Source organism: Roseateles agri, assembly GCF_034043675.1.
Lineage (GTDB): Bacteria > Pseudomonadota > Gammaproteobacteria > Burkholderiales > Burkholderiaceae_C > KK5.
In genome coordinates, this window is record NZ_JAXCLA010000004.1 from 135,445 (window position 1) to 161,399 (window position 25,955).

Annotated in this window: 13 protein-coding genes; 4 read left to right on the plus strand and 9 right to left on the minus strand. The window is 66.5% G+C overall.

What is annotated here, in order from left to right; translation table 11 throughout:
- Positions 1-227 precede the first annotated feature (227 nt).
- The 7 genes from SNE35_RS12640 to SNE35_RS12670 all read right to left on the minus strand — a co-directional run bounded on the left by SNE35_RS12640 (position 228) and on the right by SNE35_RS12670 (position 19,637).
- Positions 228-551 carry a hypothetical protein gene (locus SNE35_RS12640; RefSeq protein ID WP_320423271.1) on the minus strand — a complete coding sequence of 108 codons (324 nt, stop codon included), beginning with the start codon at positions 549-551 and terminating at the stop codon, positions 228-230.
- A gap of 211 nt (positions 552-762) precedes the next feature.
- On the minus strand, positions 763-1,575 hold the full coding sequence (locus tag SNE35_RS12645) for an Imm49 family immunity protein (protein ID WP_320423272.1): 813 nt from the start codon (positions 1,573-1,575) through the stop codon (positions 763-765).
- Positions 1,572-2,075, minus strand: coding sequence for a hypothetical protein (locus SNE35_RS12650; RefSeq protein ID WP_320423273.1), 504 nt, complete (start codon positions 2,073-2,075; stop codon positions 1,572-1,574). Before SNE35_RS12650 ends, SNE35_RS12645 begins: the two co-directional genes overlap by 4 nt.
- Before the next feature lie 12 nt (positions 2,076-2,087).
- Positions 2,088-2,831 (minus strand): hypothetical protein, encoded by a 744-nt coding sequence (locus SNE35_RS12655; protein WP_320423274.1) that lies wholly within the window; start codon positions 2,829-2,831, stop codon positions 2,088-2,090.
- A complete protein-coding gene (locus SNE35_RS12660; protein ID WP_320423275.1) occupies positions 2,828-17,353 on the minus strand; it encodes a two-partner secretion domain-containing protein in 14,526 nt (4,841 codons plus the stop codon). Before SNE35_RS12660 ends, SNE35_RS12655 begins: the two co-directional genes overlap by 4 nt.
- A 66-nt stretch (positions 17,354-17,419) precedes the next feature.
- Positions 17,420-19,204, minus strand: coding sequence for a ShlB/FhaC/HecB family hemolysin secretion/activation protein (locus SNE35_RS12665; RefSeq protein WP_320423276.1), 1,785 nt, complete (start codon positions 19,202-19,204; stop codon positions 17,420-17,422).
- Between the two features lie 223 nt (positions 19,205-19,427).
- Positions 19,428-19,637, minus strand: coding sequence for a hypothetical protein (locus SNE35_RS12670; protein ID WP_320423277.1), 210 nt, complete (start codon positions 19,635-19,637; stop codon positions 19,428-19,430).
- Positions 19,638-19,862: 225 nt separating this feature from the next.
- Here SNE35_RS12670 and SNE35_RS12675 point away from each other — a divergent pair, with 225 nt between their 5' ends.
- Positions 19,863-20,072 carry a hypothetical protein gene (locus SNE35_RS12675; protein WP_320423278.1) on the plus strand — a complete coding sequence of 70 codons (210 nt, stop codon included), beginning with the start codon at positions 19,863-19,865 and terminating at the stop codon, positions 20,070-20,072.
- 1 nt (position 20,073) lies between these two features.
- Here the strand turns inward: SNE35_RS12675 and SNE35_RS12680 are convergent, their stop codons facing one another.
- Positions 20,074-20,667, minus strand: coding sequence for a YdeI/OmpD-associated family protein (locus tag SNE35_RS12680; protein ID WP_320423279.1), 594 nt, complete (start codon positions 20,665-20,667; stop codon positions 20,074-20,076).
- Between the two features lie 39 nt (positions 20,668-20,706).
- Entirely contained in the window at positions 20,707-21,921 is a 1,215-nt protein-coding gene (locus tag SNE35_RS12685; RefSeq protein WP_320423280.1) for an AI-2E family transporter, read from the minus strand.
- A 159-nt stretch (positions 21,922-22,080) separates the two neighbouring features.
- Between SNE35_RS12685 and SNE35_RS12690 the strand changes: the two genes are divergently transcribed.
- The 3 genes from SNE35_RS12690 to SNE35_RS12700 all read left to right on the plus strand — a co-directional run bounded on the left by SNE35_RS12690 (position 22,081) and on the right by SNE35_RS12700 (position 25,938).
- Complete coding sequence (locus tag SNE35_RS12690; protein WP_320423281.1) at positions 22,081-22,980, plus strand: YihY/virulence factor BrkB family protein; 900 nt, start codon at positions 22,081-22,083, stop codon at positions 22,978-22,980.
- Between the two features lie 103 nt (positions 22,981-23,083).
- Complete coding sequence (locus SNE35_RS12695) at positions 23,084-23,653, plus strand: PEP-CTERM sorting domain-containing protein (RefSeq protein WP_320423282.1); 570 nt, start codon at positions 23,084-23,086, stop codon at positions 23,651-23,653.
- A gap of 35 nt (positions 23,654-23,688) precedes the next feature.
- Positions 23,689-25,938 (plus strand): phosphocholine-specific phospholipase C, encoded by a 2,250-nt coding sequence (locus tag SNE35_RS12700; RefSeq protein ID WP_320423283.1) that lies wholly within the window; start codon positions 23,689-23,691, stop codon positions 25,936-25,938.
- Positions 25,939-25,955: the final 17 nt, after the last annotated feature.

The window sequence follows — 25,955 nt, forward strand, 5'->3', positions numbered from 1 at the left end:
GAGGATGCCGCCGAGGGTGCTAGTTCGGCACCTTCGGGCCCGGCTCACATGTTCGAGCATGAGCGCAACAACGACTACCGCCCCGCAGCATTCGCTAGCGCGAGCCAGCCATCAGCGCGGCCTGCCAACTCGCGTTTCCGACATGCCTAGCCATTGAGGTTATAGGTCGCATGACTCGCGCCGCGGTCAATGAGACGGGTCAGAGTCTTGCCCGACTCGGTGCCTTCCTATCGGAACGACTCGAACATCCGCACGGCTGCGTCGTAGGCCTCGAAGCTGCCTCGCCGGACCGCAAATGCTAGATCGGCCTCAGCTTGCGCAAGCTCGCGATGTCCGTCGAATATGTTGTGCGGCCCGTCTGGCGAGAAGTAATAGCTCCAGCCATCGAGCACTCTAGAAGGCAACGGTTCGAGCCCATGTATGAGCTTTTCAACATCAGGTCGCATGGCATTTAGCAATTTCTCGACACCAGGGTCTTGCTTGGCGACCTGCTCCATCAACGTTAGTAAATGCTCAGCCTCTTTCGCTGCAAAAGCTTGGTAGTCGTTCACGGTTTATCCCTCGCCAGAAATAGACCCCTGAGCGCGCAAAGACACCATCGATCAGGCGCACGCCATCGCTTTCCAAAGTCAAGACGCCGGTCAGGCGCGCAGCTTCCAGGTAGGCCTCCAGTCGGGGCGATGGCCTTCCAGTTCCAAAACCATGTCGAGTGCCACATCTATCTGCGCGCCTGCGCCGCCGGAGTTGCAGGAGTGACTCCCGTCATTTCGTAAACAGCCGTTCAATTTTTCCCAACCATCCTTGCCTCGGAGGCACCCATCCGGGCTTGAGGAAGTCATACAGGTCGTCGTAGCGGGCCAGCGGACGGACGGGCATCAGGTCCATCGGTACTCGGTCGCTGTCGATCTGCACCTCGATCCCCCGATACCAGCACAGCTTGGCCTCAAGGGTTGCGAGATAGGTGAAAAAGTCCTGCGTGGTCGGGTCGTCGTTGCGGAGTCTGGCGTCCTTGGTGATTCGCTCCTCCAGTCCAGCCTTGTCGGCGCGCATCAGCAGTGTGAAGAAATCCCGTCCTTCGGCCGACAGCAGGCGCTGCTGTTTGCCGCCGCTCTTCGCCACCCTCTGAACCTTGGCCTCCAGCGCCTCGTAGTCACCCCGTATGGCAAGTTGCCACATGTGAGTTCCGAACTGAGGATTCCTCACGCCGTCGCGAAGATGGGCGAAGTGGGCGGGCTCCAGGCGCGATACTGTGTCGATTACATCTGGACTGTCCGAGAGAAGTGCCAACCACATTTCGACGCTCGTCTGGAATGGAATGTCCATCTTGTCCAGTCGAATGGATTCGATCTTGAGTTTGCAGGCCACATGCATATGCTGTCGGAACTGTTGATCGTCCCCTTGGACATACTTTGCTTTCATTGCGTAGATCTCATGTACCCCTGCTAGACGCAAGTGGCAGAACGACAGATTCGCGGTCCTGCGCTTGAATCGGATCAATTCGATCAGGCCTGGCACTGCATCGTCTGCATAGGTAGTTAGCTTCTGCAAACCTTCTAGAGCCTTGTCTTGCTTCATGGCTTTGCAGGCAACTTGACCAGCGTCATGCCGCCGGAGTTGACGCCCGTCACGACTCGGGTGACTGCATTACCGCCATCCCCGATCGCCTTCAGAATGAGATCGCCGGTTTCTTTCTGGCTCGGTGTTCCTTTTGCCAGTTGCTTCGCTCGACTTTCAATCCATGCCATTTCCATCTGCGTCGGCAGCCTCTGACTCGGTCCGTTGAGCTGGATGGACCCATCTGCATTGAGCGGCTTGACTTCGCTGATGACGATGTTGCCATCCTTGAGATAGACCCCGTCGAAGCAGTTGCTACCGCACTTGCCGTCGAGCTTGATGTAACCATTCCGCTCTGGCTGTCCTGGCCGGCTTCGACGAACACGTCCCGGCCGGCGTTCGCTGTCTGCGCACCGCCGGCGCTGAGCTGCCCGGCACGGATGAACAGGTCTTGCTCGGCGGAGAGATGGAGGCTGCCGGCGGTCATGATCTGCCCAAGCGGTGCCGGGTGATGACGACATCAATCGTCGCCCTCAGGCAATGCCCAGCAATTCCTTGAACTGCTTGTTGATCTCCAAGAACCTCTCATAAGTCAGCGCCGGGTCATCATCAAAGACGACATAGACGCCGTCGAGCAATGGCTGAACAGACAACGCATGCCCCTGCAGTCGGCGCATCACCTCTTCAGGCCCGTAACCCAGTGCGCGGCGGCACAACTCGTTATCCCAGAAAACGGCAGGCTCGAGGGTGAAGATGTTGTTGCGGCCGTCAATGTCGACTCCGGGCTCCTTGCAAAGGCGTTGGTAGCTTGGGTTCGTGGCTTCACGGCCTAGCCAGGGCCCCCAGTTCCAATCCGTGTACCTTCCGCCGTAGTAGTCGAACACCGCCCAAGCACGATAGCCCCGATAAGCCTCGATCAGCTTGGGAAAGTGCTCACGCAAAATGGCTCGATAGTCCAGCGCCTTGTTGGAGGTCTTGAATTCGATGCTGAGACGGTCGTCGCTGGTATCCTTGTCCGTCCCGATCGACAGTTCGTGCCGATGCTGGGCTGTTATTTGAAGCTTGAGCCCTTTGATGGGGTAGCGGAACCACTCCACACCAATCATGTCGCCAGAGGCCGGCTTGATGTAAGGCGCTGGAGGGGGTTCCAAGTCCTGCCAGCCGAATGGTGGGCCGAACTGCTGCATACCGGCCGTGAACCGAGCGTGGCATGCCTCGATGGACTCGTCAACGCGAGCCCGGTACTGAACCTGTAGTCGAATTTCTACGCCCTTCATGGACCTGTCCTTACGCGTGTCTTGACGAATTTCGCGAACCCGTTGTCCCGAATGAACGTTGCAGCCGCATCCGCCGCCGCCTGATTCGGGAATTCGTACATCACGGTATAGCCCGGGTTCTGCTCCACGGCAGCCTTCACTCGGTTCAGAGACACAAGCGTGTCTCTTGAAGCGCCGTTGTTAAAAATCGCCATCTTGGTCTTCGCATCAATGAGCAGCACCGTGCTGCCGTCAGCCCCCGCTTCGGCACCGTCGAACTTGACGTAGTTGACCCCGTTGAGGTTGGAATTGTCATAGCGCAGTGCCGGTACAGCATTCTTACCCGTTGCCAGGTCGCTAAATGCCCCCGTTGTGCCAGCTTGGAAGTCCTGCGCTACCTCGCTGCCCCGCAGGGGATCAGTCACGTAGATCAGACCACGATTCTCACCGCTCAGGTTTCGAGCCTGCGCCTCCGTGTACACGATGGTGTCCACATTGGGGAGATTGTCGACAGTACGTGGGACGCTTGAAGTCAGCGTTGTCGTCGCTTCAGTCGCAGCCCCTGATCCCGTGACCAGCTTCGCGCCTCCCGCCAACGCATCGACCCCGATCTTCCCGATATCGAGCAGCGTGCCGGCGATCGTCAGTTCTTTCTCCTGCTGCTTCTCCAGCGCCTTCAGATAGGCTGTCGTTGCCGGATCTCCCAGCGCAGCTGCGATGGGGCTGCCCGTCTGGCAGGCGGCCGCGGGGCAGTCCGCCACCAGCGGGTAGTAGGCTGTTCCGCCCACTTGAACCGGCACTCGCTGCGTTCCCACTGGAGCCGGTGCCAGATCATCCGAACTCGACGTCGGCGTCACCGTGGCGAGCACTCGCTGGTCCCACGAATACCGTGAGTTGTCCCCACCCGTGTTCTTGCGAATGAAGTACGCCAGCGCTGGAGATATCGAGGCCGGCAGATTCTGCACAAGCACACCGTCATCCGGCTTCGGTGTCCAGCTCGATCCCGCTGCGAAGTCCGTCGGTGGTGGATAGTCGTAGGTGCTGTTGCTATTGAGCTTGGCCAGCGTGTCTGAACCTCTATGCAACTGCCCGTTGCTGTCGTAGTAGTCCGCCAGACGCAGGGCGTTGTTGATCTGGGCTTCAGTGAATTGCCCGTTGCTCTTGGCGGAGAGTTTGGTACCCAGAGACAGTTCCGAAGGTTCCAGTTGCCGGTTGTTGAAATCCTGGTTCAGTGATGCCGAGGCGCCATTGACAGCACCGCTGATGCCGCCCGCCAGCGTTGCCGCACCTCCCGCTGTCAACTGGGCGATCGAGTGTGCCGCTTCGTCGCTGAGCCCTGCGGACAGCAGCGACAGTTCGAGCTTGTTCTGCAACTTGTTCAAGTCCGGTGCTAGCGAGGCCGACGTCGCTGCACCCACGGCACCGCCCACGCCGCCCGACAGACCGCCGATGACCGCATGGGCAGCGACGCGATACGCCCCACCCTCGTCGTACTTCTGCACCTCATCCAACAGTGCCTGCTTCTGCACCAGATCCGTCGTGTTGTCAGCGTTCTTTTGGAGCTCATCGCGCTTCGCGTCTAGCTGCTGCGCCGCGACTTTGCTTGCCTCGGCCCCGAACGCCTGCACGACCTGCGCGCTTAGTTGCGTCTGCTCCGCGAGCTTCTGCCCATTCCAGTTCTGCTTGATGCCACTGCCCGTGCTCTGGCCGGTCACGCTGCGGTCGAGCTTGCCCAGGGTCTGCTGGGAGGTCGCGTCTGCCTTTGTCAAGGTAACGTCGGCACCGCCGAGTCCCGCCTTGGTCGTGCTCTGCATGTTCCCGCTGCTCTGGAATGCGCCCGCGCTGCCGCCGTTCGTGCCGACCGTCACGCTGATCGACTGCGCGTCGTACTGGCTGTGGTTCTGCAGGTCGCTGCTGGAGAGCGTGCCGGTGGTGAGCGTGTTCCTGTGCGCATCGACCGCCGTCTGGCTCGAACTGATCACGCTGCCATCGAGGGCGGTGTTGCCCTTCACGTTCAGCTGGAAGCCGTTGTCGCCCGCCTTGATGCCGCTCTGCTCGCCAACGCTCAGGTAGTCCGCGCTGACCTTGGTCTGCGCCAGGCTGACGCTGGCACTGACACTTGCGCCCTGGTACGCGACCGTGCCGCTCGCGCTCTGGCTCTTGCTGTCGAACTTGGCCGTGTCCTGCAGGCTCTGGATGTTCAGGTTGCCGCCGATGTCGCCCGTCACCTGCTGGCCCGAGACGACGGCGCCCTTGAGCGTCGTGTCGCCGCCGGAAACGATGCTGACGGTGTCGTTGGCGCTGACGTGGGTATTGCGCTGGCTCTGGTCGGAACCGTCCTGATTGCCACGGGCGAGGCTGGCGCTGGCGAAGATGCCGGTGGTCTGGCCCTGGCCGATGCCGATGGACAGGCCGACGCTGGCACTGCTGCTCTGGTTGCTACTGTGCTGCTCGCTCTTGTCTGCGACGGCCAGCAGGTTCACCTGGTTGTCGGCCTTCAGCTGGATGTTGCCGCCGGCTTGCAAGTCGCTGCCGCGCACGGTGATGTTGGAGTTCTCGGCGGCACCGGTGGCATTGAGCCTGATGTTGCCGCCCGCGCTCAAGCTGCTCGCAGCACCGGCATCGCTGGTCTGCGTCTGCTTGCTGGTGGCCTGCGAACTGCCGATGCTGATGCTCACGCTGACGCCGCTGTTCTGGCCCTGGCTGGCCGCTTGCGCCGCGGCGCCGAGTTCCTTCGCGGCGTCGATCGCCTGGGCGGCAGCGGTGGCGACGGCCAGCGCCTTCATGCGCGGGTCTTCGGCCTGCTCGGCCATCTTGGCGGCGGCCTGCGCGTTCATCGCCGAACCGATACCCGGTGCGGACAAGGCCAGCGAGAGCCCGGACTGGTGGAACTCGGTACTGGACGTCGTGGACGCTTTCTCCCGTGCCTCGGTCACGGCGATGAACTGGGCGGTAACGTCGATGTTGCCTTGCGGCGTGAGGACGTTGGAGCCCACCTGCTCGTAGTTGCGGCCGGCGGAGATGGAGACATTGCCGCCAATGCTGGCCACTGTGCTGGCGGCTGCCGTATCCCCTGCGTGGTCGGTCGTCTGCTTCAGGTCTCGCGTGCCGATGGTCACGCCGATGCCGCCGCCGCCCAGCAGGCCGGACTTGGTGGTCTGGCTTTGCGTGTGCTCGGTCTGGTTGTTGACGGTGGAGATGATGTTGACGTCGCGGCCGGCCGTGAGTGCCGTGCCTTGGTCGGAGACGACCTGGCTGCCCGCCACCGTGATGTCCCGCCCCGCCGAGATCGCCACCGTCTCGCCGCCGACGGTGCTGGCGTTCTGCGTCGTCGCGCTGCTGCTGGACTGCGTCGTGGTGGTCTTGCTGCTCAGCAAGCCGCTGCTGGTGGACTTGCTGGCGGACTGCATCGTTTCGGAGGTCGCCAGGCTCGTGATCGTCACGTCGCGCGTGGCGCTGAGCACGGTGGCGCCGGTGGTGGTGGCGAGGTTGGCGCCGCTGAGCTTGAGGTCGCCGTCCTTGCCGGTGGCTGACACGATCAGGCCGGTGCCGGCCTGCACGGTGCCGCCGGTCAGCGTCTGCGAGCTGAGGGCGAGCTGGTTGTAGCCGCCGCGCTTTAAGACTTGAGCGTCGCTCGCCTGGCTGTTGATGCCGGCCTCGATGCTGACGTTCGCGCCGGTGAGCGCGACGCTGCCGACGGCCGTGAGCTGGCTGGCGGTCAGGTCAAGCTGCTTGCCGGCCATGAGTGTCGCGTTGCCATCGCTGTGCAGACTGCTGCCTGTCAGGGTCTGGGTGCTCTCCTGGAAGTAACTGCCGCGGTTGTTGACGCCGCCCGAGCCGCCGAGGCTGGCGTTGAAGGTACTGGCCGTCTGCACGGCCGTGACCCTGAGATCACCGCCGGCGCTGGCGACGAGCGTGGCGCCGGAGCCGTTGGCGCTCAGTTGTGCGCCCTGGACCAGCAGATCCCGTGCCGCCGCCAGGCTGACGTCGCCGCCCTGCACGGTGGCCACACGGTCGACGTTGGTGCGTGTGCCGAAGGTGTTGGCGCTGCTTTGCGTGGTGGTCTGCAGCAGGATGTCCCGGCCGGCGTTCATGATCAGCAGGCCGTTGTCGGCGTTGCCGTCTCCTGTGGCCGTGATGCTGCCGCCGATGTTGTTCAGGTCCCGCTCGGCGCTGAGCATCACGTCCTGGCCGCGCAACTGGCCGCCCTGGTTGGTGAGGTTGTTGGCGGCGACCAGGCTCATGCTGCCCGCGGCCTGGATCGTGGCGTTGTCGTTGACGATGTCGCTGGAGGACTTGAGCGCGATGCTGCCGGCGGCGATCAGCGCGCCCGAGGCTTGCAGGTCGCCGGCGTCGGTGCGCCGCAGGTAGACCTGCGGCACCAGCACCTGCTGGGTGCTGCCGTCGGCCAGGGTGACGGTCTGCGTGGTCAGCCAGACGATGTCGGTGGTGAGCGTGGCCATCTGCTCGGGCGTGAGGCTCACGCCCGGGGTCAGGTGGTAGCTCTTGGCGAACGTTACGCCCGCGGCCATCAGCGCCTGGTATTCGCTCTGGGCGTCGCCATAGCCGCCCAGGAAGCGCTGGCCGGTCAGGGCGAGGATCTGGTCGCCGATCAGGCGTTGCTCATAGTAGCCGTCGCCCAGTCGCTTGAGGATCGTGTCCGGGTTCGTGCTGAGCTGGGCCAGCATGTAGTCGCTGGAGAGGAAGCTGCGGTAGTTGGTGAAGCGCGGGTCGGTTTCGACCAGGTAGTTGCTGCCGGGCGCTGCGTGGATGCTGAAGACCGAGTTGGCCGGCAACTGCATCGAAGGGGCGGTGGACAGGACCACGCTGTGGGCCTGGCCCTCTTGCGGCGCCTGCGGCTGCACGGTGATGACCGGCCGGGTGTTGGCCGCGGCCTGTGCCACGGCGGAGGCCGCTCCGCTGCCATCCACGGATGCGGCGTTCTGCGAGCTCGGGTTGACGGCCGAAGCGTTGCCGCGCGCCGTGGCCGAGGTCACGGCCACAGCGGTAGCGCCCGCGGCGCCGCCCTGGATCGACGAGGACTGGCCACCGGTGCCGACATGGCTGCTGCTGGAGGCGAGACCCGAGGCGCCAGGACCGGCAGCGCCGGTGAGCGCCGCATCGCTGATGCTGACGCCCGTGCCAGCAACCGTCTCCTGCGACTGGGTGCCCAGCGCGCCCGGGTTCGTGGAGGAGGCCCCGCCGAGTTGCGCGCCAGCGCCGCCCTGGGTCTGCGCCTGGCGGCCGTCGTCATGCTGCGCCTGCAACGTGCCGCCAGCGCTGGCCGCCGCACCTGCCGCAGCACTGCTGCCCGTGGCGCTGCCGCTGCCGACATTCCGGTTCACCGCCTGGTTCGCGTTCGTGATCACCTCGTAGCTGGACAGGGTGGTGGTCGTAGTGACAGGCGCTTCCGAGTAGGCCGCCCAGCTGCCATAGGAGAGGCCCAGGTTGCTGCCGCCGCCCCCGAAGGTGGTCTGGCCCGTGCGCTGCTGGCCCTGTTCGGTGACGGTTTGGCTACCTTGCACGCCCACGTTGGTGATTGCGCCCGCATCGCCCACCAGCGCTCCGCCGGCAACGATGCGGCTGCTGCTGTTGAGCACGCTGGTTCCATGATTCAGCGCGATCGTGCCGCCGGCCAGGATTTCTCCGGCCTGGCCGGGATCGGTGATGGTGGTGGCGGTGACCTCCTCCTGGGTTACATGGCGCTCGATCCAGGCGTGCGTCGCACGGGAATCCAGATCGAGGTTAAAGGCCGTGATCGCATTCGACAGGGCGTCGTACTGCGCATCGGCCTCAGCGTCCGTGGTCGGTGGCGCCACGCCGTACTTGGCCCAGATCGGGTCGCTGCGATCGACCAGGTAGACGTTGGGGCAGTTCCCTTCGCTGGGGCAATAGGCCGCCAGGTCGATGATCACCGTGTTGTCGAAGTTCGCCCCGAAAACGGCAATGGGATAGCGCGTACTGTCCTTCACCCAGCCGTAGATGCGGTGGTCGTTCCAGAACGATCGGTTCGCGAAGCCTAGCTCGGTGCTGCTGCACCAGGTCTGGCCGCAGAGATCGGGAACGGCGCCGAAGGTGCTGTGGACGAGCGTCAGATCCACGTTCTGGGTGCTCGTCGTCGTGCTGGTCTGCAGGCCGACGTTGAGGTTCTGGATCGCCACGCCGTCGAAGCTGATGTTGCCGCCCGCCTCGATGCGGCTGGCCGAGTTCGTCAGGGCCTGGCTGCCGATCGTGGCGCTGTCGCCGACCACCAAGTTCCTGTCCGCATAGATCAGCGCACCGCCGGTGTTGCTGATGGTGGGTGCGGCGAGCCACATGTCCTGGCGAGCCATCAACGAGGCCGCGCCGCTGTTGCTCAGGCTCGTGCTGGCCCGGACGAGCACGTCGTTGCCGTAGATGCTGGCGCTGTTGCTGATCGTGCCGGCATTCAGCGTGGTGGTGCCGTTGGAGGCATCGATGATGGCGCCGGGGCCGCTGTTGGAGATGCTCTGCGCCGTGAGGGTTGTGTTGCCGCCAGCGCTCAGCTCGCCCGTGTTGACGATGGCGCCCGGGGTCGTCAGAACGAGGTTCTCGTTGGCATGCAGGGTGCCGTGGTTGGTGATGTTCGCGGCGCTGAGTGCAAGGCTGCGCTGCGCGGTCAGCACGGCGTCGTTGGTGTAGTCGCCGGCCAGGTTGAGCGTGAGATCGCTGCCGCTGCTCAGGCTGCCGCCCAGTTGCTGGCTCTGCGTGGTGACGCTGAGCTGCTTGTTGGCGATGACGCGCCCGCCTGTGTTGTCGAAACTGGGCGCCGTGAGCGTCAGCGCATTGGCGGCCTGCAGCAGGCCGTTGGCGTTCTTCACGGCCTCGGCGGCGTTGATCGCCAGGTCGTGGCCGGCCGTGATGGCGCCGCCGCTGTTGTCGATCTGCCGTGCGTCGATGCGGGCATCCAGGGCGTCTATCGTGCCGGGTGTCGTGCCCGAGGCGGTGTTGTGCAGCGTGTCGGCCTTGAGTGTGAGCTGCGCGTCGGTGACGATGCGGCCACCGGCGTTCTCGACGAGACCCGTGGCGCTGAGAACGAGATCGCCATGGCTGCCGATGCTGCCGCCGCTGTTGTCGATGCGGGCCGCGCTGATCACGGCACCGTGCGCGGCGCCGCCTTGATTGAGCAGCGTGCCGCCGGCATTGGCCAGGTCTTGGCCCACGCTCAGCGCGAGGCCATTGCCCGCGCCGATGTAGCCGGCCTGGTTGTTGACGCCGCCGGCGATGGTGGCCGCCAGGTTGCCGCCGGCCACCAGGCCGTCGCGGTTGCCCGTGGTGCCGCTGTTGTCCAGCGAATCGGCCTGCAGCGCGATATCGCCGCTGGCCTGCATCAGGCCGGTGTTGTGGTTGTCCACGCTGCCGGCCGTGAGGCTCAGCGAGCCGCTGCCCTGGCTGTGCGCGCTGGCATTGGTGCCCATGGCAGCGATCACGCCGCCCTGGTTGTTCAGCGCACCGGTGACGATGCTGACATCGCCCGCGCGGATGACGCCGGCCACGCCGCCGCTGGCCTGGTTGCTCACGGCGCTGCCGCTGAGTTCCAGGCTCGTCGCCGCCAGCAGGCTGCCCGCATCGTTGACCACGGGGCGCGAGCTCGTGAGCTGCAGGCTGCTCGTGGTGCTGGCAATCGTGCCGGCACTGTTGTCCAGGCCGGCCGCATGGAGCGTCACCGGTCCGGAGCCGACGAGCTGGCCACCTGCGTTGCTGATGCTGGCAGAGGCCACCAGATCCAGCGCACTGGCGCTGGCGCCGATGCCGCCGCCGCGGTTGTCGATCCCGGCCGCGTGGATCTGGGTGCTCGTGCCGGTGATCGTTCCGGCGCTGTTGTCGATATCGCCGGCGACCTGGACGGCGACGGCGCCGTTGCGGCTGGCGAGCACCCCGCCCGCATTGCCCAATCGATCCAGGCTCGTGGATGCCGATCCACCAATGTTCACATCGATCTTCAGGCCAGTGTCTCCCAGGATCTGTCCACCGGTGTTGTCCAGGCTGGCCGCCTGAACACGGGTCTGGGCCAGGCTCTGGATGCCGCCGCCCACATTGCTCAGGGCATCGCCCACCTGGAGGTCCATGTCGCTGCGGCTGGTCAGCGAGCCGGTGTTGTTGTCCAGTGTCGTGACGGTTGCGCTCAGCGCGCCATCGCTGGCGATACGGCCACCCTGCGTGTTGCTGACGGCCTTCGCGACCAGGCTCAGGTCGCGCTGGGCCACGATGCTGCTTCGGTCGGTGTTGTTCAGCACGCCGCCAAGGGTGAGGTCGAGCCTGCCGCCGGCCTGCAGCGAGGCCGCACGGTCCTGGGCCACGCTGCTGGCCTCGATGCTCAGGTCCGTCGCGGCAACGATCTGCCCGGCGCTGTTGGTCAGCGCGAGGTCGGTGCTGCCGTTCAGGCCGCCGAGCACCAGCGCGCCAGCGCTCTGCAACACGCCGGTGTTGCTCAGCTGGGTAGCCTGGAGGTGAACGTCGGCGGGGGCTGCCGACGCACGGGTGCCCACGCTGCCGGCGTTGCCCAGCGTGGCGGTGTCGATCTTCATCGCGCCGTCGCTGACCACGCTGCCGCCGCTGCCCACGGAAACGCCCTGGGCCTGCATCGTCAGCGAGCCCGTTGCCTGAAGGGCACCCGCGCCCGCATTCACGTCGACAGCCGTGACGCGCAGCGCCTGGCCGGCCAGCACCGCGCCTTGGTCGACGTTCAGCGTCGTGGCGCCCAGAACCAGGTCCCCGCGGGACTGCAGTAGGCCCTGACGGGTGTCGACGGCTCCCAGGCTCTGCAGGCTGAGTTGTGCGTCGCTGGCAATACGGCCCTGCGCATTGCCGGTCAGGCTGCCCACGGCCAGCGTCGCATCCTTCGCTGCATAGATCTGGCCCTGGTTGTTGGTCAGCCCCTGCGACACGGTGGCCTGGAGTGCGCCGGTGTCGCTGCTGAGCACGCCGGCGGTGTTGTCGAGCTGGGTGGCGGTGATGCTGACCGTGCCGGTCGCGGCGAGCAGGCCTGCGGAGTTGCTCAGCACAGCGCTGCGGGTGGTCAGCGCATTGCCGGCGACGATGCGGCCGGCGCTGTTGTCCAGCGTGCCCGTCACGGCGAGGTCGGCGGTGCCTACGGCACTGACGGTGCCACCGGCGTTTGCGATGGCCGCTGCCTGCAGGGTCAGGTCGTGCGCCTGGATCTGGCCTCCGCGATCGTTGAGCATGCCGTCCACCTGGGCCTGCAGCCGGCCCAGGCCGACGATGTTGCCCTGGTTCGTGAGGCTGGCGGCGTTCAGCTGCACCTGGCCCTGGCTGCCGAGCGACGAACCGGCACCGTTGGCCAGTTCGCCGCTCAGGTTCAGCGTGACGTCCCCGTTGCCGACGGTACTGGCCGTGCCCGTCTGCTTGAAGCGGGTTGCCGTCAGATTCAGGTTGCCGCTGGCCGCGATCTGGCTGGCGTCGTTGTCCAGGGCCTGCGCAACCTGGAGATCGATGTTGCCGCCGGCCAGCATGCGGGCGCCCAGGCTTTGCTGGATATCCTGTGCGGCGATCGTGAGCGCGCTCCCGGCCGTCAGGGCACCGCCCTGGTTCGCGAGCGTGCCGCCGATGTTCAGGGCGACCGCCTGGTCGCCCTGCAGCAGGCCGCTGTTGGCCAACTGCGAAGCCGTGAGCGTGAGCTGGCCCTGCGCACCGATATTGCCCGCGTTGTGGACCGTCGTGGCCGTGATGGCCAGATCGCCGCCGCTGGCTCCGGATTGTGTTCCGGCCTGCGCGTAGATCAGTCCGACCTTGCCGGCACTCACATCGTTGGTCAGCGCCTGAACGTGCAGGGCGACATTGCCTGCGCTGCCGCTGATTTCTCCGCCGCTGTTGTCAAGGTCACCGGCGTCGATCGCAACAGCGTTGCCTGCGAGCAACCGGCCTTGCCGGTTGGACAGTGCGCCCGCATGAACTGTCAGCGCGCCCAGGGACTGCACGGTGCCGCCATCGTTGTCCAGGCTGCCCGCCACAGTCAGCGAGGCATCGCCCACCGACTGAATTTGCCCTGCATTGCGCAGATCCGCGGCGTTGAGGACAAGCCTGGCATTGCTGGCGATCAGGCCCGTATTGGCGACCTGGGTGCCTATGTTGGCCGAACCCGTGATCGTCAGGTCCAGTTGACTGCTGACGGTGCCGCTGACCGTGTGGCCCGATTCGTCTGCAGCGGTCCCGTTGTTCAGGCTGTCCAACTGCAAGGTGACGGTGCTGGCGGTGCTGCCCAGTTGGCCGCCGCTGTTGTCGAGCGCACCGCTGTTCACGTGCAGCGGCCCGGTAGCGACGATGCGGCCACGGGTGTTGGTGACGCTGACGCTGTTAAGGTCGAGCCCAGCGCCAGTGGCGATCAGGCCAGCCGTGTTGTCCAGGCGACCGGCTCGGAGGGTGGCGGCGTCAAGCGTCTGGATGCGCCCGCCTTGGTTGCCGAGGCTGCCCGTGTGGGTGAGCATCAGCGCGCCGTTGGCATCCAGCTGGCCGCCCGCGTTGTCCAGATCGGTCGAGCTCAGCGTCAATGCCCCTTGCGCCTGGATGGCGCTGCCGCCATGGTTGGCGATGGCGCCCGGGGCTGTGAGGCTCACGGCGCCGCCACCGGCAAGCAGGGCCTGCTGGCCCTGGGCCACGCTGGCGGCGGTCAGGGTCAGGTCTCGCCCGGCCACGATCTGGCCCGCGGTGTTCGTTGCAGCGCCGGCGATCTCGGCGTTCAGGTTGCCCGCGCTTTGAAGCGCGCCGGCATTGCTCAGGCTGGCCGCGGTGATCCGCGTGTCGGCATCGCCACTGATCGTTCCGGCATTGCTGATGGCACCGGTCGTGCTGAGCTTCAGGTCGCCGTGGCTGCTGATGAAGCCGGCTGCGCCGTTGTCGAGGCTGGTCAGCGCGAGCGTCGTGGTGTCGGCGCTGCTGCCGAGTTGGCCGGCGCTATTGTCCAGGGCACCGGCCTGCATCGTCAGCGGGCCCGTGGCGACAATGCGGCCCGCGGCGTTGCTGTTGCGGGCTGCTGCGTCGCTGGCCACGAGTTGCAGGGACTGGCCCGCGATCAGGCTGCCGGCGCTGTTGTCGAAGCGGGCGCCGTCCAGCAGCAGTGCGCCTTGCGCCTGGATGCTGCCGGCGTGGTTGTTCAGCGTGCCGCTGCGAGCGTCGGCCGCCAGGGCCGTTAGGGCCAGCGAGCCGTTGGTGGCCAGGCTGCCCGCGGCGTTGTCGACGTTCTGGGCGCGCACGCTCATGTCGCCGAGCGACTGGATGGCGCTGCCGCCGTTGTTGGCGATGTCTGCGCGGGTCGAGATCTGCAGCGTGCCGCCGCTGGAGAGCACCGCGCCCTGGTCCTGCGCGAGGCTCGCGGCCGCGAGGCTGGCATTGCCCTGCGCGACGATGCGGCCACCGATGTTGCGGGCCGCCCCGCTCACCTGGGCGTCCAAGGCACCGCCACTTTGCAGCGTACCGGTGTTGTCCAGGCTGCCGGCGGCGAGTTGCAAGCGCGTGTCGCTGCCGATCGTGCCGGCATTGCTGACCGCGCCGCTGACACTCAGCTGCAACGCACCATGGCTGCTGAGCAGGCCGGCATGGGCGCCGGCATCGTCGTGGACCAGACCGTTCGCCAGCGATCCAAGCGCAAGGGTCGCCGCGCCAGCGCTGCTGCCGAGTTCACCGCCGGCGTTGTCGACCGCCCCGGCCGTCACAGTCAGCGACTGGTTGCCGGTCAGTTGACCCCGGCGGTTGTCCAGGGTCGAGGTCTTGACGCCTAGCGCACCGCCCGCCTGGATGGCACCCGCCTGGTTGACGAGCGTCTGCGTATCGAGCGACAAGTTGCCGCCGGTTGCCAGGGTGCCAGCGGTGTTGTCCAGCGACTGGGCCGGCGTGATCGCCAGGTCGGTCGTACCGGTCTGGACGATCTGGCCGTGGCTGTTGTTCAGCGCCTGGGTCTTGAGGTCGAGGACCTGCGCCACGAGCGCGCCGGCGGTGTTGTCGAGCTGCCGGGCCTGCAGGTGCAGCGTGTCGGTCGCACTCAGCTGCGCGGCCTGCGTGCTGATCGTGTCGCCGGCCTCCAGGATCAGTTGCCGGGCCTGCAGGTGGGCGCCGGCCAGATCGAGGCTGCCATCGCTGCCATTGCTTCCATCAACTGCGTGCTGCGCCGACAGGGCCAGCGTGCCGCCGGAGAGATACGTCCCCTGTGCACCACCCGTGGACTGGGTTCTGAGGTTCAGGTCGGTGGCTGCCTGCAGCAATCCGGCGGCATTGCTCAGCCGACCGGCATTCACGCTCAACGCGCCCGCCGTGGCGATCAACTCGCCACCATCGTTGCCGAGGGCTTGCCCCTGGGTATTGAGCACCAGCTCGCTGCCGCTGACACTGCCTTGCGTGTTGTCCAGTGCCTGGCTCGTGATGGTCGTGGCACCGGTGGCGCCCACGGAGCCGCCGCGGTTGCTGAGCAGGCCCGTCTGTATCCGCACGGCGCCCGCCGTCGCAGCAATGCGACCCTGGTCGTCGTTGCGCAGCGAGGCGCTGCTGATCGCGACGCCGGCGTCTCCATAGAGCTTGCCGCCCCTGTTATCCAGATCCTGGGCCAGCACTGCGGTGAGCGGGCCGGCGCTTTGAACCAGGCCCGCCGTGTTGTCCAGGCGAGCCAGCGCGAGCTGCATCGGGCCGCCGCTGACAAAGACGCCGCCCCCGTTGTTGGCATCACCGCTGCTGAGCGTCATCGCTGCCGCGGCGCTCAGGACGCCGGCCCGGTTGTCCAGGCCCGCACTGAGCTCGATGCTCACATCCGCCGCGCTGGCGATCTGCCCGCCGGCGTTGTCCAGGCCCCGAGCCTTGAGGTTCAAGGAACTGCTGCTGCTCAGGCTGCCGCCGCGGTTGACGATCTGGTCTTGCTGGCCTTGCCAGTGCTGGACCTGGATCGTGCCTTGGCTGTTGTCGACGCTGCCTGCAGCGTCGAGCGAGCGCAGTTGCAGCAGGCCGCTGTTGGTCAGGCCCTGGGTGGTCGCCAGGTCGGTGGCACCGTTGGCGGCGATGCGTCCGGTGTTGTCCAGCTGGCTGGCGCTGATGCGCCCGGGTGCCAGCACTTCGACGGGGGCGGGAGCCCCCACGGCCACGAGCTGGCCGCCGCCGGCGGCCGTGCTGGGCGGCACGGCGGCAACAGGCGCGTCGGGCGTGTCCGGTGTGCCAGGCGTGGGTGGAATCACAGCCACGGAAGGCGGCGTGCCGATGCGCGCGTCGACGCCCACGTTGCCCAGTTGATCGGCCTGGATCTGCAGGTCCTGGCCGCCGGTCTGTTCCAGCTTGCCGCTGTTGCCGAGCCGCCGTGCGCTCAGCTCGAGCCGGGGTGCGGTGATGGTGCCGCGGTTGTCGAACTGATCGGCCTGGGCCAGCACCTGGCGCGCCGCAGTGATCTGGCCGCTGTTGACGGTTCCGGTATCCGGTGCTCCAGCCGTCGACGTGTCATGGAGTTGCAGGTCGTGCTGGCTGCTCAGCGTTCCGCTGTTGGCCACGCCGCGCGCCTGGATCGACAGGTCCTGATCCGCGCCGCTGCTGGCAACAGTGCCGCTGTTGGCGAGCCAGCCCGACGTGCTGAGCGTCAGGCCACCGCGGTCCGTCGCACTCAAGGTGCCGGCGTTGTTGACGCCCAGACCCAACTCCGTGCCGATCAGCACGATCTTGCCGGCGTACATGCCGCCCAACGCCGAAACGTCGAGTGCGAAGCGGGGCGCCGTGCCCGGGTCGGCTGCCGCCGGGGCCGGCCTGCTGTCGAGGTCGGCGGCGATGTCGTTGCTGCCGGTGATGGCCTGGATCTGCGGCGCCCAGACGCCGGCATTGAGCTCGATCGCGCGGGCAAGCAGCCGTGCGTAATCGGTGCTGGACGCGTCCAGCCCCGCGCCGTTGACGACAATGCTGCCCTGGCGGACCTGGTAACCGGTGAGGCTGCCGGCGCTGCCATACTGCGGCGTGCCCGTGGTGAGCGTCACGCCGCCGGCATTGATGAAACCGGCGCCGTTGACGACGAGGCCCGAGGGGTTGGCGATGACGAGGTCGGCCTTCTGGCCGGCCACCTCGATGTAGCCCTGCAGCTGGCTCGCGGCGTTGCTGTTGACTTCATTGACGATCAGCCGGGCGCTGCCGGTGGCGAGCCACGGGTTGCCTTGCACCCAGCCACCCAGCTGGGTCTGCACATTGGCGCGGCTGTTGTTCAGGATCGCGCCGTTCTTCTGCACGTCGAACTGCGAATAGCTGTTGCGCGAGACGCCCGCGGCGCTGGGCGTCTGGATGTTCACCAGCGCCACGTTGTTCGGCGCGGTGAGCACGGTCGGGCGCTGCTGGCCCGGTGCGCTCTTGTCGGCAGCGATCTGTGCCGATGAGACGTTGGGCCCGATCAAGCTGCCCAGTCCGAAGGCCAGGGACACCGCCGTTGCGAGAGACCCGCGCGAGCGGCTGCGCGTGCTTCCGTCGCCCCCCGAGCCATGCGCCGTCGCACATTCCGCCACGGCCATCAACTGGCCTCGACGACGGTTGAAGACGATGCGATGGCACTGCTTGTTCATGGTACGGCTCGGTTTGGGAAGATCGGATGAAGGACAGGGATGCTTCTGGGAGGGCTTTGGGAGGGCTCAGGGGAAGCTGTAGGCGAGACTGAAACCGGAGACGAAGTCCGGCGTCCTGAAGCCCTGCGGGCGCGACAGCGGACCGCCGGCGAACAGGTCCGCGCTGAAGGAGCCGAGCTGCCAACGTGCGCCTAACACGGCGCCGCTCAGCGAGCTGCCCAGCAACTGCGCCGCCGTGGGGCCGCCGACGTGGCCGTAGTCCAGGGCGAGGTAGATCTGACGCAGGCCGATGGCGTGGGTCCATGGCGCTTCAGGGACTTGCCAGGCGAGGTCCTGGCGCAGCAGCCAGCCGTGCTCGGCCGAGAGCTGCTGCTCGCCGTCGAAACCACGCACGGTGAAGCGTCCGCCGATCGAGAAACGGTCCTGCGGCGTCAGCGGCGTGCGATTGCCTTGCCAGCGCCAGTTGACGCCGTAGCTGAAGGCCTGGCCGGCAAGCTTGAAAGGCGTGCCGCCGGAAAGTTCTGCCGTGATCACGCCAAAGCGCGACGTCCCTTCACCGAAGGCCTCTTCCGGCGCAGGCAGCGCGCCGAAGGCGCCGGTGCCGCGGCGGTAGGCCAGCGTGGTGTCGACTGTGGCCTCGCCCGCATTGAGGCGATGGTTGACACTCGCACCCCAGCCGCCGACGGTGCGGCGCTGCACCAACACCTCGGTGTCGTCGATGAAGTTCTCGCTGTGGCGACGGAAGACCTTGGCCGAGAGTGTTAGCTTCTGGCGCGCGTCGCGGTAGACGAGGCGCGACGCCGTGGCTTCGATCTGACTGCTGGTGCCGCTGTAGACGTAAGTCTGCGAGGCGCCCGCAACGCTTTGCCGGTAGGTGTTGCGGCTGCCGCTGAGGCTGAACAGCTCGTAGCCCCAGGGGACGGCGGCGTAGGCACTCAGACCACGTGAGCCGTGCGGATTGCCTTGTTGGCCGTCTCCGATGCTGCCGAGATCGTGGTTGACGGTGAGATAGGCCAGGTCGCTGACGCCCAGGCAGTTGTCGCAGGAGATCGTGGCGCTGCCTTGCAGCTTGCCGGTGCTCTTGGATCCGCTGTCGTCGATGCTGGCGTTAAGCCGGACGCGTGACGACTGGTGCCAGCGGATGTGCAGGTCGCTTTGGCCCGGCTCATCGCCGGGCGCGATCTGGATGTCTGCGTCGGCCGTGGGCGGTCGCTTGAGGTTTTCCAGGCCCTGCTCGATGTCGCGCAGGTTCAGCAGTTCGCCCGCGCGTATCGGCAGCGCGTTGCGCAACGACAGGGCTGGGGAGGCGCCACTGTCCTCCTCATCCAGCACGACGCGGCGCACGCGCCCCGGGATGATGCTCACCACGAGCACGCCGCGGCTCAGGTCCTGTGCGCCAACGAGCGCGCGGGACGTGACATAGCCGCGCGCGATCAGCGCGCTCTGCACGCTATCGACCACGCGCTGCGCGCTTTGAACGCCAAGACACCGCGGCTCGGCCTCCCACCAGCCCTGTTGGGGCAGGCCGTACAACAGCCAGGGCCAACCATCCGCAGCCTCGATCGGCAGACCTTCGATGCGGACACGCGCGATCGGGAAACAGGGCGTTTCGACCGGGAAGCTCAGGGGTCCGGCTGCTTGCGAAGGCGGCGCTTCAAGGTGAACCTGCGGCTGCGGCGCCAGTTGTTCCCGCAACGCTCGCTCACGGGCCTGCTGGCGCTGATACTCGGCGGCCTCCGTATCGCGGGTCTGCGCATGTGCTGGCGCAACGCACATTGCAGATACCGCCAGGTCGAGCCCGATAACCGCCAGCGAACGCCCATAGCGGCGCTGCCATTGACGCAACATCATGTAGATACCACCAGAAGTTGATCAAAATGTTCAATGTGAACAATTCTATCAACGAGTCAAATGTTTCTGGCGTGAAAAAGTCATAGACGACTTTGAACAATTTGTTCGACTTTACGTCTTGGGCGTTTACAAAGCGCTCGGCACGATTCGGCCAGGAGGCGCGGCTGTGACCCTCCCGGGTCAACAGAGGCCGATAGCGCGTGGTTCGGCGCTGGTTCGGCGCCTAGTTCGGCACCTTCGGATCCGGCCCCATGTGCGCGCCGGTGTACTTCAGCGCACCGCCCTCGCCTTCCCAGGTCGATTCTTCGTGAGGCTTGGGCTTGCTCTGGCCGAGCTTGCGCCATTGGGATTGTTCGAAGCGGCGGGCTTGCCACTGGTAGAGGGCGAAGCCGGCGACGAGGGCGGTGAGCAGGCTGATGCGGGGGGCGGACATGGTGGACTCCTCGACTGTTTGCTCCGATGTTGCGCGCGGAGGCAGCCTGGCAGTTGGGATGGCTGCACCAAGTTCTCGTAGGAAATCTCCGTCGGACGGCCGCAGCCGCCGAGCGTTGCCGCCACCGACGTCCCGACTCGCTCCTCACCGATGGTGACAAGCCGCCGCGGTGCCGATCATTGAGACAAGAGGACAAGATCCTCGATGCCTCAGGAGTGATCCATCATGAACACGAGCTTGCAGCAACAGCATTTCGAGATCCGCTTCGAATCCCTGTTCAACCCCGGCCGCGCCCTGTCCTTCCCCTGCGACGACCACGGCCATGTGGACCTGGACTCGCTGCCGACCCGCGCCAAGCAAAACTACTACTTCGCCCGCGCGATGGTCGGCAAAGACTTCTCGCCTCCGGCCCTCTGCTGCAGCGGCAGCTTCTAAATCACTTGATGTCGTTCAGCCCGATCCCGTCGAGGATCATCGGCACGCACTTCTCGATCCGCGCCTCGCGCGTCTTCGATTGCTTCGCTCCCGCGAAGTGCAGCAGGTAGGCACGCTGGCGACCCGGCGTCAGCGCCTCGAAGGCGTCCTTCAAGGCCGGTAGCTGCTTCAGGCTGCGGGCGAACTCCGCCGGCATCTCGAAATCCTCGGTCTTCTTCATCTCTACCTTGGCGCCGGATTTCTCCACCGCGATCGCTTCCTTCAGGTAGGCCTTCACCACCGCGGGCTTGATCTCGTCCAGGCTCGTGAAGCGCATCTGCCGGCCGGCCTGCACGTTCTTCGTCTGCTGGATCAGCAGGCCCTTCGGATCCTTCATCAGCGCGCCCTTGAAGAACAGTAGCGCGCAATACTCCTTGAAGCCGTGGATGATCAGCACGTTGGCATCTGCCAGCGTGTAGCAAGGCTGGCCCCACTTGACCTCTTCGGTGAGTTCGGTGCCCAGCACCAGTTCGCGCAGCCGGCTCATCTCCTCGTGCCAGGTCTTGCTCTTGGCGAACAGTTCGTCGACTTTTGGGTTCCGGTTCGTCGTCGTCATCGATGCATGCCTCCAATGATCCGGCGATTGTGTGCCGGATCACAGGCCATGCATGCTCACCGCCCCGTCGGGTTTCTCCTCGAACAGGTGCATCTGCTCTTCGTCGGCCTCGGGCTCCGGCTGCGGCGCTTCGCTGCCCAGCAGCGGCGCCTCGCGCCAGACGAGCTGGCCCACGACGACCAGCAGCGGCCCGAGGGCCAGGCCCCAGCCGCCCCAGACGGCACTCCAGAAGATCGTGCCGACGAACAGCATCGCGCTGTCGATCCGCGCGACGCGCCCCTGCAGCCAGACGGCCATCGCCGTGCCGATGACGATGCCGATCATCATCACGTACAGCGCCGCGCCCAGCGCCACCAGCAGCGAGGCATGGACCACATAGACCTCCAGCGAGGCCAGCAGCATGATGAGGCCCAGGCCCGCATACGGCAGGAAGTGCAGCGCCGCGGCGACCACGCCCCACAGCCACGCATCGGGCACGCCGAACAGCGAGAAGCCGATGCCCACGCCGACGCCGATCGCCACATTGGTGACGACGGTGACGCCGGCGAACATCCGCGTCTGGTAGCAGAGCTTGTCCAGCATCGGCTGGCAGCGCGCCGGGCCGGTCACGCCGGTACGGCACAGGTCGGCAAGCTTCTCCGCCAGCGCCTCGCCGCTGCACAGCATGAAGAAGGTCAGCAGCGCCATCATGCCGACCTGCAGCAGCACGCTCGCGAAGGACTTGGAGGCGGCAATGGCCAGCGCGGTGATGCCGTCGACCATCTGCGCGACGATCGAGCGCGGATGCGCACTCCCGTCGGCCGCCGACGGCACCGGCGCGGGCCGGTCGGCCGGCGTGCCGGTAGCGCGGGCGACGCTGCGGTCCAGTTCGGTCAGCGCCGAGCGCGTGCGCTGCATTGCGCGGCCGCCATCGGTGTTGAGGCTGGCGATGTCGCGCGCCGCGAGGCGCAGGGCGCTGGGCACCTGGTCGACCGCGCTGGTCAGCTTGTTGCCGACCGTGGCGCCCAGCGTGCCGACGACGAACAGCGTCACCAGCACCGCCACCAGGGCCGACAGCGGCCGCACGCGCAGCGCCCGGTCCAGCAGCTTGACGAAGGGCCACAGCAGCACGGCCAGCACGCAGGACATCGCGATCGGCGTGAAGAAATCGCGGCCCACCCACAAGGCCGCCACGCCTGCGAGCCCCGCCAGCAGGAGCACGGACCAACGCTGCACGTGATCGCAAGGGGCCAGCAGGCTTGACGGGGCGTTCATGGTCTTCTCCCAGATGATGGGAGTCAGTGTGAACAAGGTGTTACTTGCGCGTCAGCGGACGGCGGCGGGAGCGGCGGTAGTCCCATTCCTACCGCGCGACGCCGTCCTACAGGCGAACGGCACGCTCCCCGATGCGAAGGTCCCGCGCGAGGCCTTGCAATGTTCCGCATGTACCTGAAGGATCTCTACACCCTCACCCGCCAGGCGGTGGAGGCCTGGATCGACGATCGTGCCTCCAGCCGCGGCGCCGCGCTGGCCTACTACACGCTGTTCTCGATGGCGCCGCTGCTGCTGATCGTGACCTCGGTGGCAGGCCTCTGGTTCGGTGCCGACGCGGCGCGGGAAGAGATCGTCGGCCAACTGCGCGCAGTGATCGGAGACTCCGGCGCGGGCGCGATCGAGCAGTTGCTGAAGAACGCGAACTGGCCCACACAAGGCGGCCTGCTCACCTCCGGCATCGGCCTGGTGCTGATGCTGGTGGGCGCCACCTCGGTGTTCGCCGAACTGCAGAACACGCTGGACATGATCTGGCGCCTGCCCACGCCGGAGCATCTGCACGGCAAGGCCTGGTGGCTGCTCTTGCGCACGCGGCTGATGTCCTTCGGGCTGATCCTGGGCGTGGGCTTTCTGCTGATCGTCTCGCTGGTGTTCAGCGCCGCGTTCTCGGCCATCGAGAAGGCCTGGGCGCCGTGGTTCGGCGAATGGCAGCTGTGGGCGCAGCTGGCCAACGTCAGCATCAGCTTCGCCTCGATGACCTTGCTCTTTGCAATGATTTACAAGCTGATGCCCACGGCCAAGGTCGCGTGGCGCGACGTCTGGCTGGGCGCGCTGGTGACGGCGATGCTCTTCAGCGTGGGCCCCAGCCTCACGGGCCTCTACATCGGCCACAGCGCCGTGGCCACGCAGTTCGGCGCGGCCGGCTCGATGGTGGTGCTGCTGATCTGGATCTACTACTCGGCGCAGATCTTCCTGCTCGGTGCCGAGTTCACCTGGGTCTATGCGAAGACGCTGGGCTCATGCCGCCAAGACCGACAGGGGGAAACACCCCCTGCCGGATGACTTCTCCCGGTCACGGCGTCGACACGGGGCGCTCCTAAGGTGTTTGGGCAGCGCGCGAGTGGCACATCTCGCGCCTCTCCTGAAACCCCTCAAGCGAGTGCTCATGAAACAACAGCTTCTTGCCCTGGCCCTGGCCCCTGTGCTGGCCCTGTCCTTCGCCGCCGCCGCGTCGGCCACCACGCTCACCTTCGACGACATCGGTGCCGACGGCTTCGTCCCCGCCAACTACGGCGGTCTCGACTGGTCGCAGGGCGACTGGTTCAACTTCGGCGGCGCGCAGGATCCGTACACCGCACATTCGGGCGACTACCGCGTCGCCTCCGGCTTCCTCGATGCCGACGCCGCCACGACGATCCGCTCGGCAACGCCGATCCACTTCGACGGCGCCTGGTTCTCCGGCCTCGACGGCGCGACGGTGACCTTCAACCTCTACTACCAGGGCGCGCTGGTAGCGACCTCGGCCACGCTGGACCCCAGCAGCACGCCGAGCTTCCTGGCCTCCGGCTATTCGGGCCTCGTCGACCAGATCGTCGTCGCCAGCCCGGCCCAGGGCTCCTATGCGATGGACGACTTCACCTTCACGGCCGCCGTGCCGGAGCCGCAGACGGTGGCGCTGATGCTGGCCGGCCTGTGCTTCGTCAGCGGCATCGCCCGCGTGCGCAACCGCCGCTGAGCCTTTCCACTAAAAACAAACTGGAGTCGAATTCCATGACCACCGATCGCCGCAGCTTCCTGCGCAACATCGCCGCCGCCGCAGGTTCCACCGCCGCTGCAGCCGCATTCCCGCCCGCCATTGCCCGTGCGCTGGCCATCCGCGCCAACAACCGCACCGGTACGATCCAGGACGTCGAGCACATCGTCTGCTTCATGCAGGAGAACCGCTCGTTCGACCACTACTTCGGCACGATGCCCGGCGTGCGCGGCTTCGCCGACCCGTTCCCGATCCCGGTGCCCAACACGACCGGCCTGCAGAACAAGACCGTCTGGTACCAGCGCTTCGACACCGCCACGGGCACGAACCCGAAGATCCTCTCGGTGCAGCGCAACGACACGACGACCAACTTCGCGCTGATCCGCACCGCCGACACGCCCCACCTGTACCCCGACGCGCAGAACGCCTGGGACCACGGCCGCCTGTCCAATTGGCCGCAGTACAAGAACAACGCCTCGATGGTGTACTACGCGCAGGCGGACATCCCCTTCCAGTTCGCGCTGGCCGATGCCTTCACGCTGTGCGATGCGAACCACTGCTCGTTCACCGGCGGCACCAACCCGAACCGCTGCTACTTCTACACCGGCACGAACCACGGCAACGACGATCCGAACCAGCCCGGCATCTTCAACGGCCCGGCCGTGGACAACAGCTACAACGCGCTGACCAACGGCACCGTCAAGTCCGGCTACACCTGGATGACCTATGCCGAACGCCTGCAGGACGCCGGCATCAGCTGGCAGGTCTACCAGAACGAAGAGGTCGAGTTCTACGCACTGAACTCGCTGCTCGGCTTCAAGGCCTTCCGCGATGCCAACGCAGCCAGCGTCCCCACCGTGTCGCCCACGCGCACGCCGCGCCAGCAGGCGCTGTACGAGAAGGGCATCAAGACGCGTGACCTCGACAAGCTGAAGGCCGACGTCATCGCCGGCACCTTGCCGCAGGTGTCGTGGATCTGCGCCACTTCATCGGGCTCCGAGCACCCGAGCGCCTCCAGCCCCGCCCAGGGCGCGGCCTACATCGCCAAGGTGCTGGACGCGCTGACAGCCAATCCGGACGTGTGGAGCAAGACCGTCCTGATCCTCAACTTCGACGAGAACGACGGCTTCTTCGACCACATGGCGCCGCCGGCCCCGCCGTCGTACACGAGCTACAACGCCGACCCGGCCCTGGCCCAGATGGCCGGCGCGAGCACGGTGGACCTGCGCGACGAATTCCTGGGCGACGCCGACGGCGGCATCACCAGCGTCGACCCGTACAAGCACCGCCCGTTCGGCCTCGGCCCGCGCGTGCCGATGTACGTGATCTCGCCCTGGAGCAAGGGCGGCTGGGTCAACTCGCAGGTGTTCGACCAGACCTCGACGATCCGCTTCATCGAGAAGCGCTTCGGCGTGATGGAGACGAACATCAGCCCGTGGCGCCGCGCCGTGGTGGGCGACCTGACGAGCTGCTTCAACTTCGCCTCGCCCAACGACACCGACGTGGTCAGCACGCTGCCCGAGACCGCCACTCGCGACACGGCCAGCCGTGCGCTGGGCAAGACGACGACGCCGACCGTGGCGAAGATGCCGGTGCTGCCGGTGCAGGACGCCGGCACCAAGCCCTCGCGCGCCCTGCCCTACGAGCTGCACGTCAACGCCACCGTGACGCCGAACACCAGCGTGCTCGGCGCGACGCAGGTGCAGCTCACCTTCTCCAACACGGGCTCGCAGGCCGCCGTGTTCCATGTGTACGACCGCCTGAACCTGACGGCCATCCCGCGCCGCTACACGGTCGAAGCGGGCAAGGACCTGAGCGACAAGTGGACGCCGGCAACGAGCGGCTCCTACGACCTGTGGGTGATCGCGCCGAACGGCTTCCACCGCCACTTCACCGGCAACGCCAAGCGCGTCGCCGCGGCGGCTCAGCCCAACCCGTCGGTCGTCATCACCTACGACCGCTCGGGCCAGCGCCTGCTGGTGAAGCTGGCCAATACCGGCCCGGTGCCGGCCACGTTCACGCTGCGCGCCAATGCCTACTTCACCGGTCTGAACAACAGCTACACGGTAGTGGCACGCGGAGAGACCAACCTGACCTTCGATCTCGCACCGAGCAGCGGCTGGTACGACTTCAGTGTCAAGGTGAACGGACAGGCGGACTACAGCCGCCGCGTCGCCGGCCGCATGGAGACCGGTGTGGACTCGATCAGCGACCCGGCGATGCACGGCACCGCGCTGGGCGATCAGTACCAGGTCCCGGCGGTCTAAACGGCGGTCTGACCCGC

Coding starts and splice junctions, on each gene's coding strand:
- SNE35_RS12680 (WP_320423279.1), bottom strand. CDS start 20,667: ATGACGACGACGAACCGGAACCCAAAAGTCGACGAACTGTTCGCCAAG.
- SNE35_RS12645 (WP_320423272.1), bottom strand. CDS start 1,575: ATGAAGCAAGACAAGGCTCTAGAAGGTTTGCAGAAGCTAACTACCTAT.
- SNE35_RS12700 (WP_320423283.1), top strand. CDS start 23,689: ATGACCACCGATCGCCGCAGCTTCCTGCGCAACATCGCCGCCGCCGCA.
- SNE35_RS12655 (WP_320423274.1), bottom strand. CDS start 2,831: ATGAAGGGCGTAGAAATTCGACTACAGGTTCAGTACCGGGCTCGCGTT.
- SNE35_RS12690 (WP_320423281.1), top strand. CDS start 22,081: ATGTTCCGCATGTACCTGAAGGATCTCTACACCCTCACCCGCCAGGCG.
- SNE35_RS12685 (WP_320423280.1), bottom strand. CDS start 21,921: ATGAACGCCCCGTCAAGCCTGCTGGCCCCTTGCGATCACGTGCAGCGT.
- SNE35_RS12670 (WP_320423277.1), bottom strand. CDS start 19,637: ATGTCCGCCCCCCGCATCAGCCTGCTCACCGCCCTCGTCGCCGGCTTC.
- SNE35_RS12660 (WP_320423275.1), bottom strand. CDS start 17,353: ATGAACAAGCAGTGCCATCGCATCGTCTTCAACCGTCGTCGAGGCCAG.
- SNE35_RS12675 (WP_320423278.1), top strand. CDS start 19,863: ATGAACACGAGCTTGCAGCAACAGCATTTCGAGATCCGCTTCGAATCC.
- SNE35_RS12665 (WP_320423276.1), bottom strand. CDS start 19,204: ATGATGTTGCGTCAATGGCAGCGCCGCTATGGGCGTTCGCTGGCGGTT.
- SNE35_RS12650 (WP_320423273.1), bottom strand. CDS start 2,075: ATGTCGTCATCACCCGGCACCGCTTGGGCAGATCATGACCGCCGGCAG.
- SNE35_RS12695 (WP_320423282.1), top strand. CDS start 23,084: ATGAAACAACAGCTTCTTGCCCTGGCCCTGGCCCCTGTGCTGGCCCTG.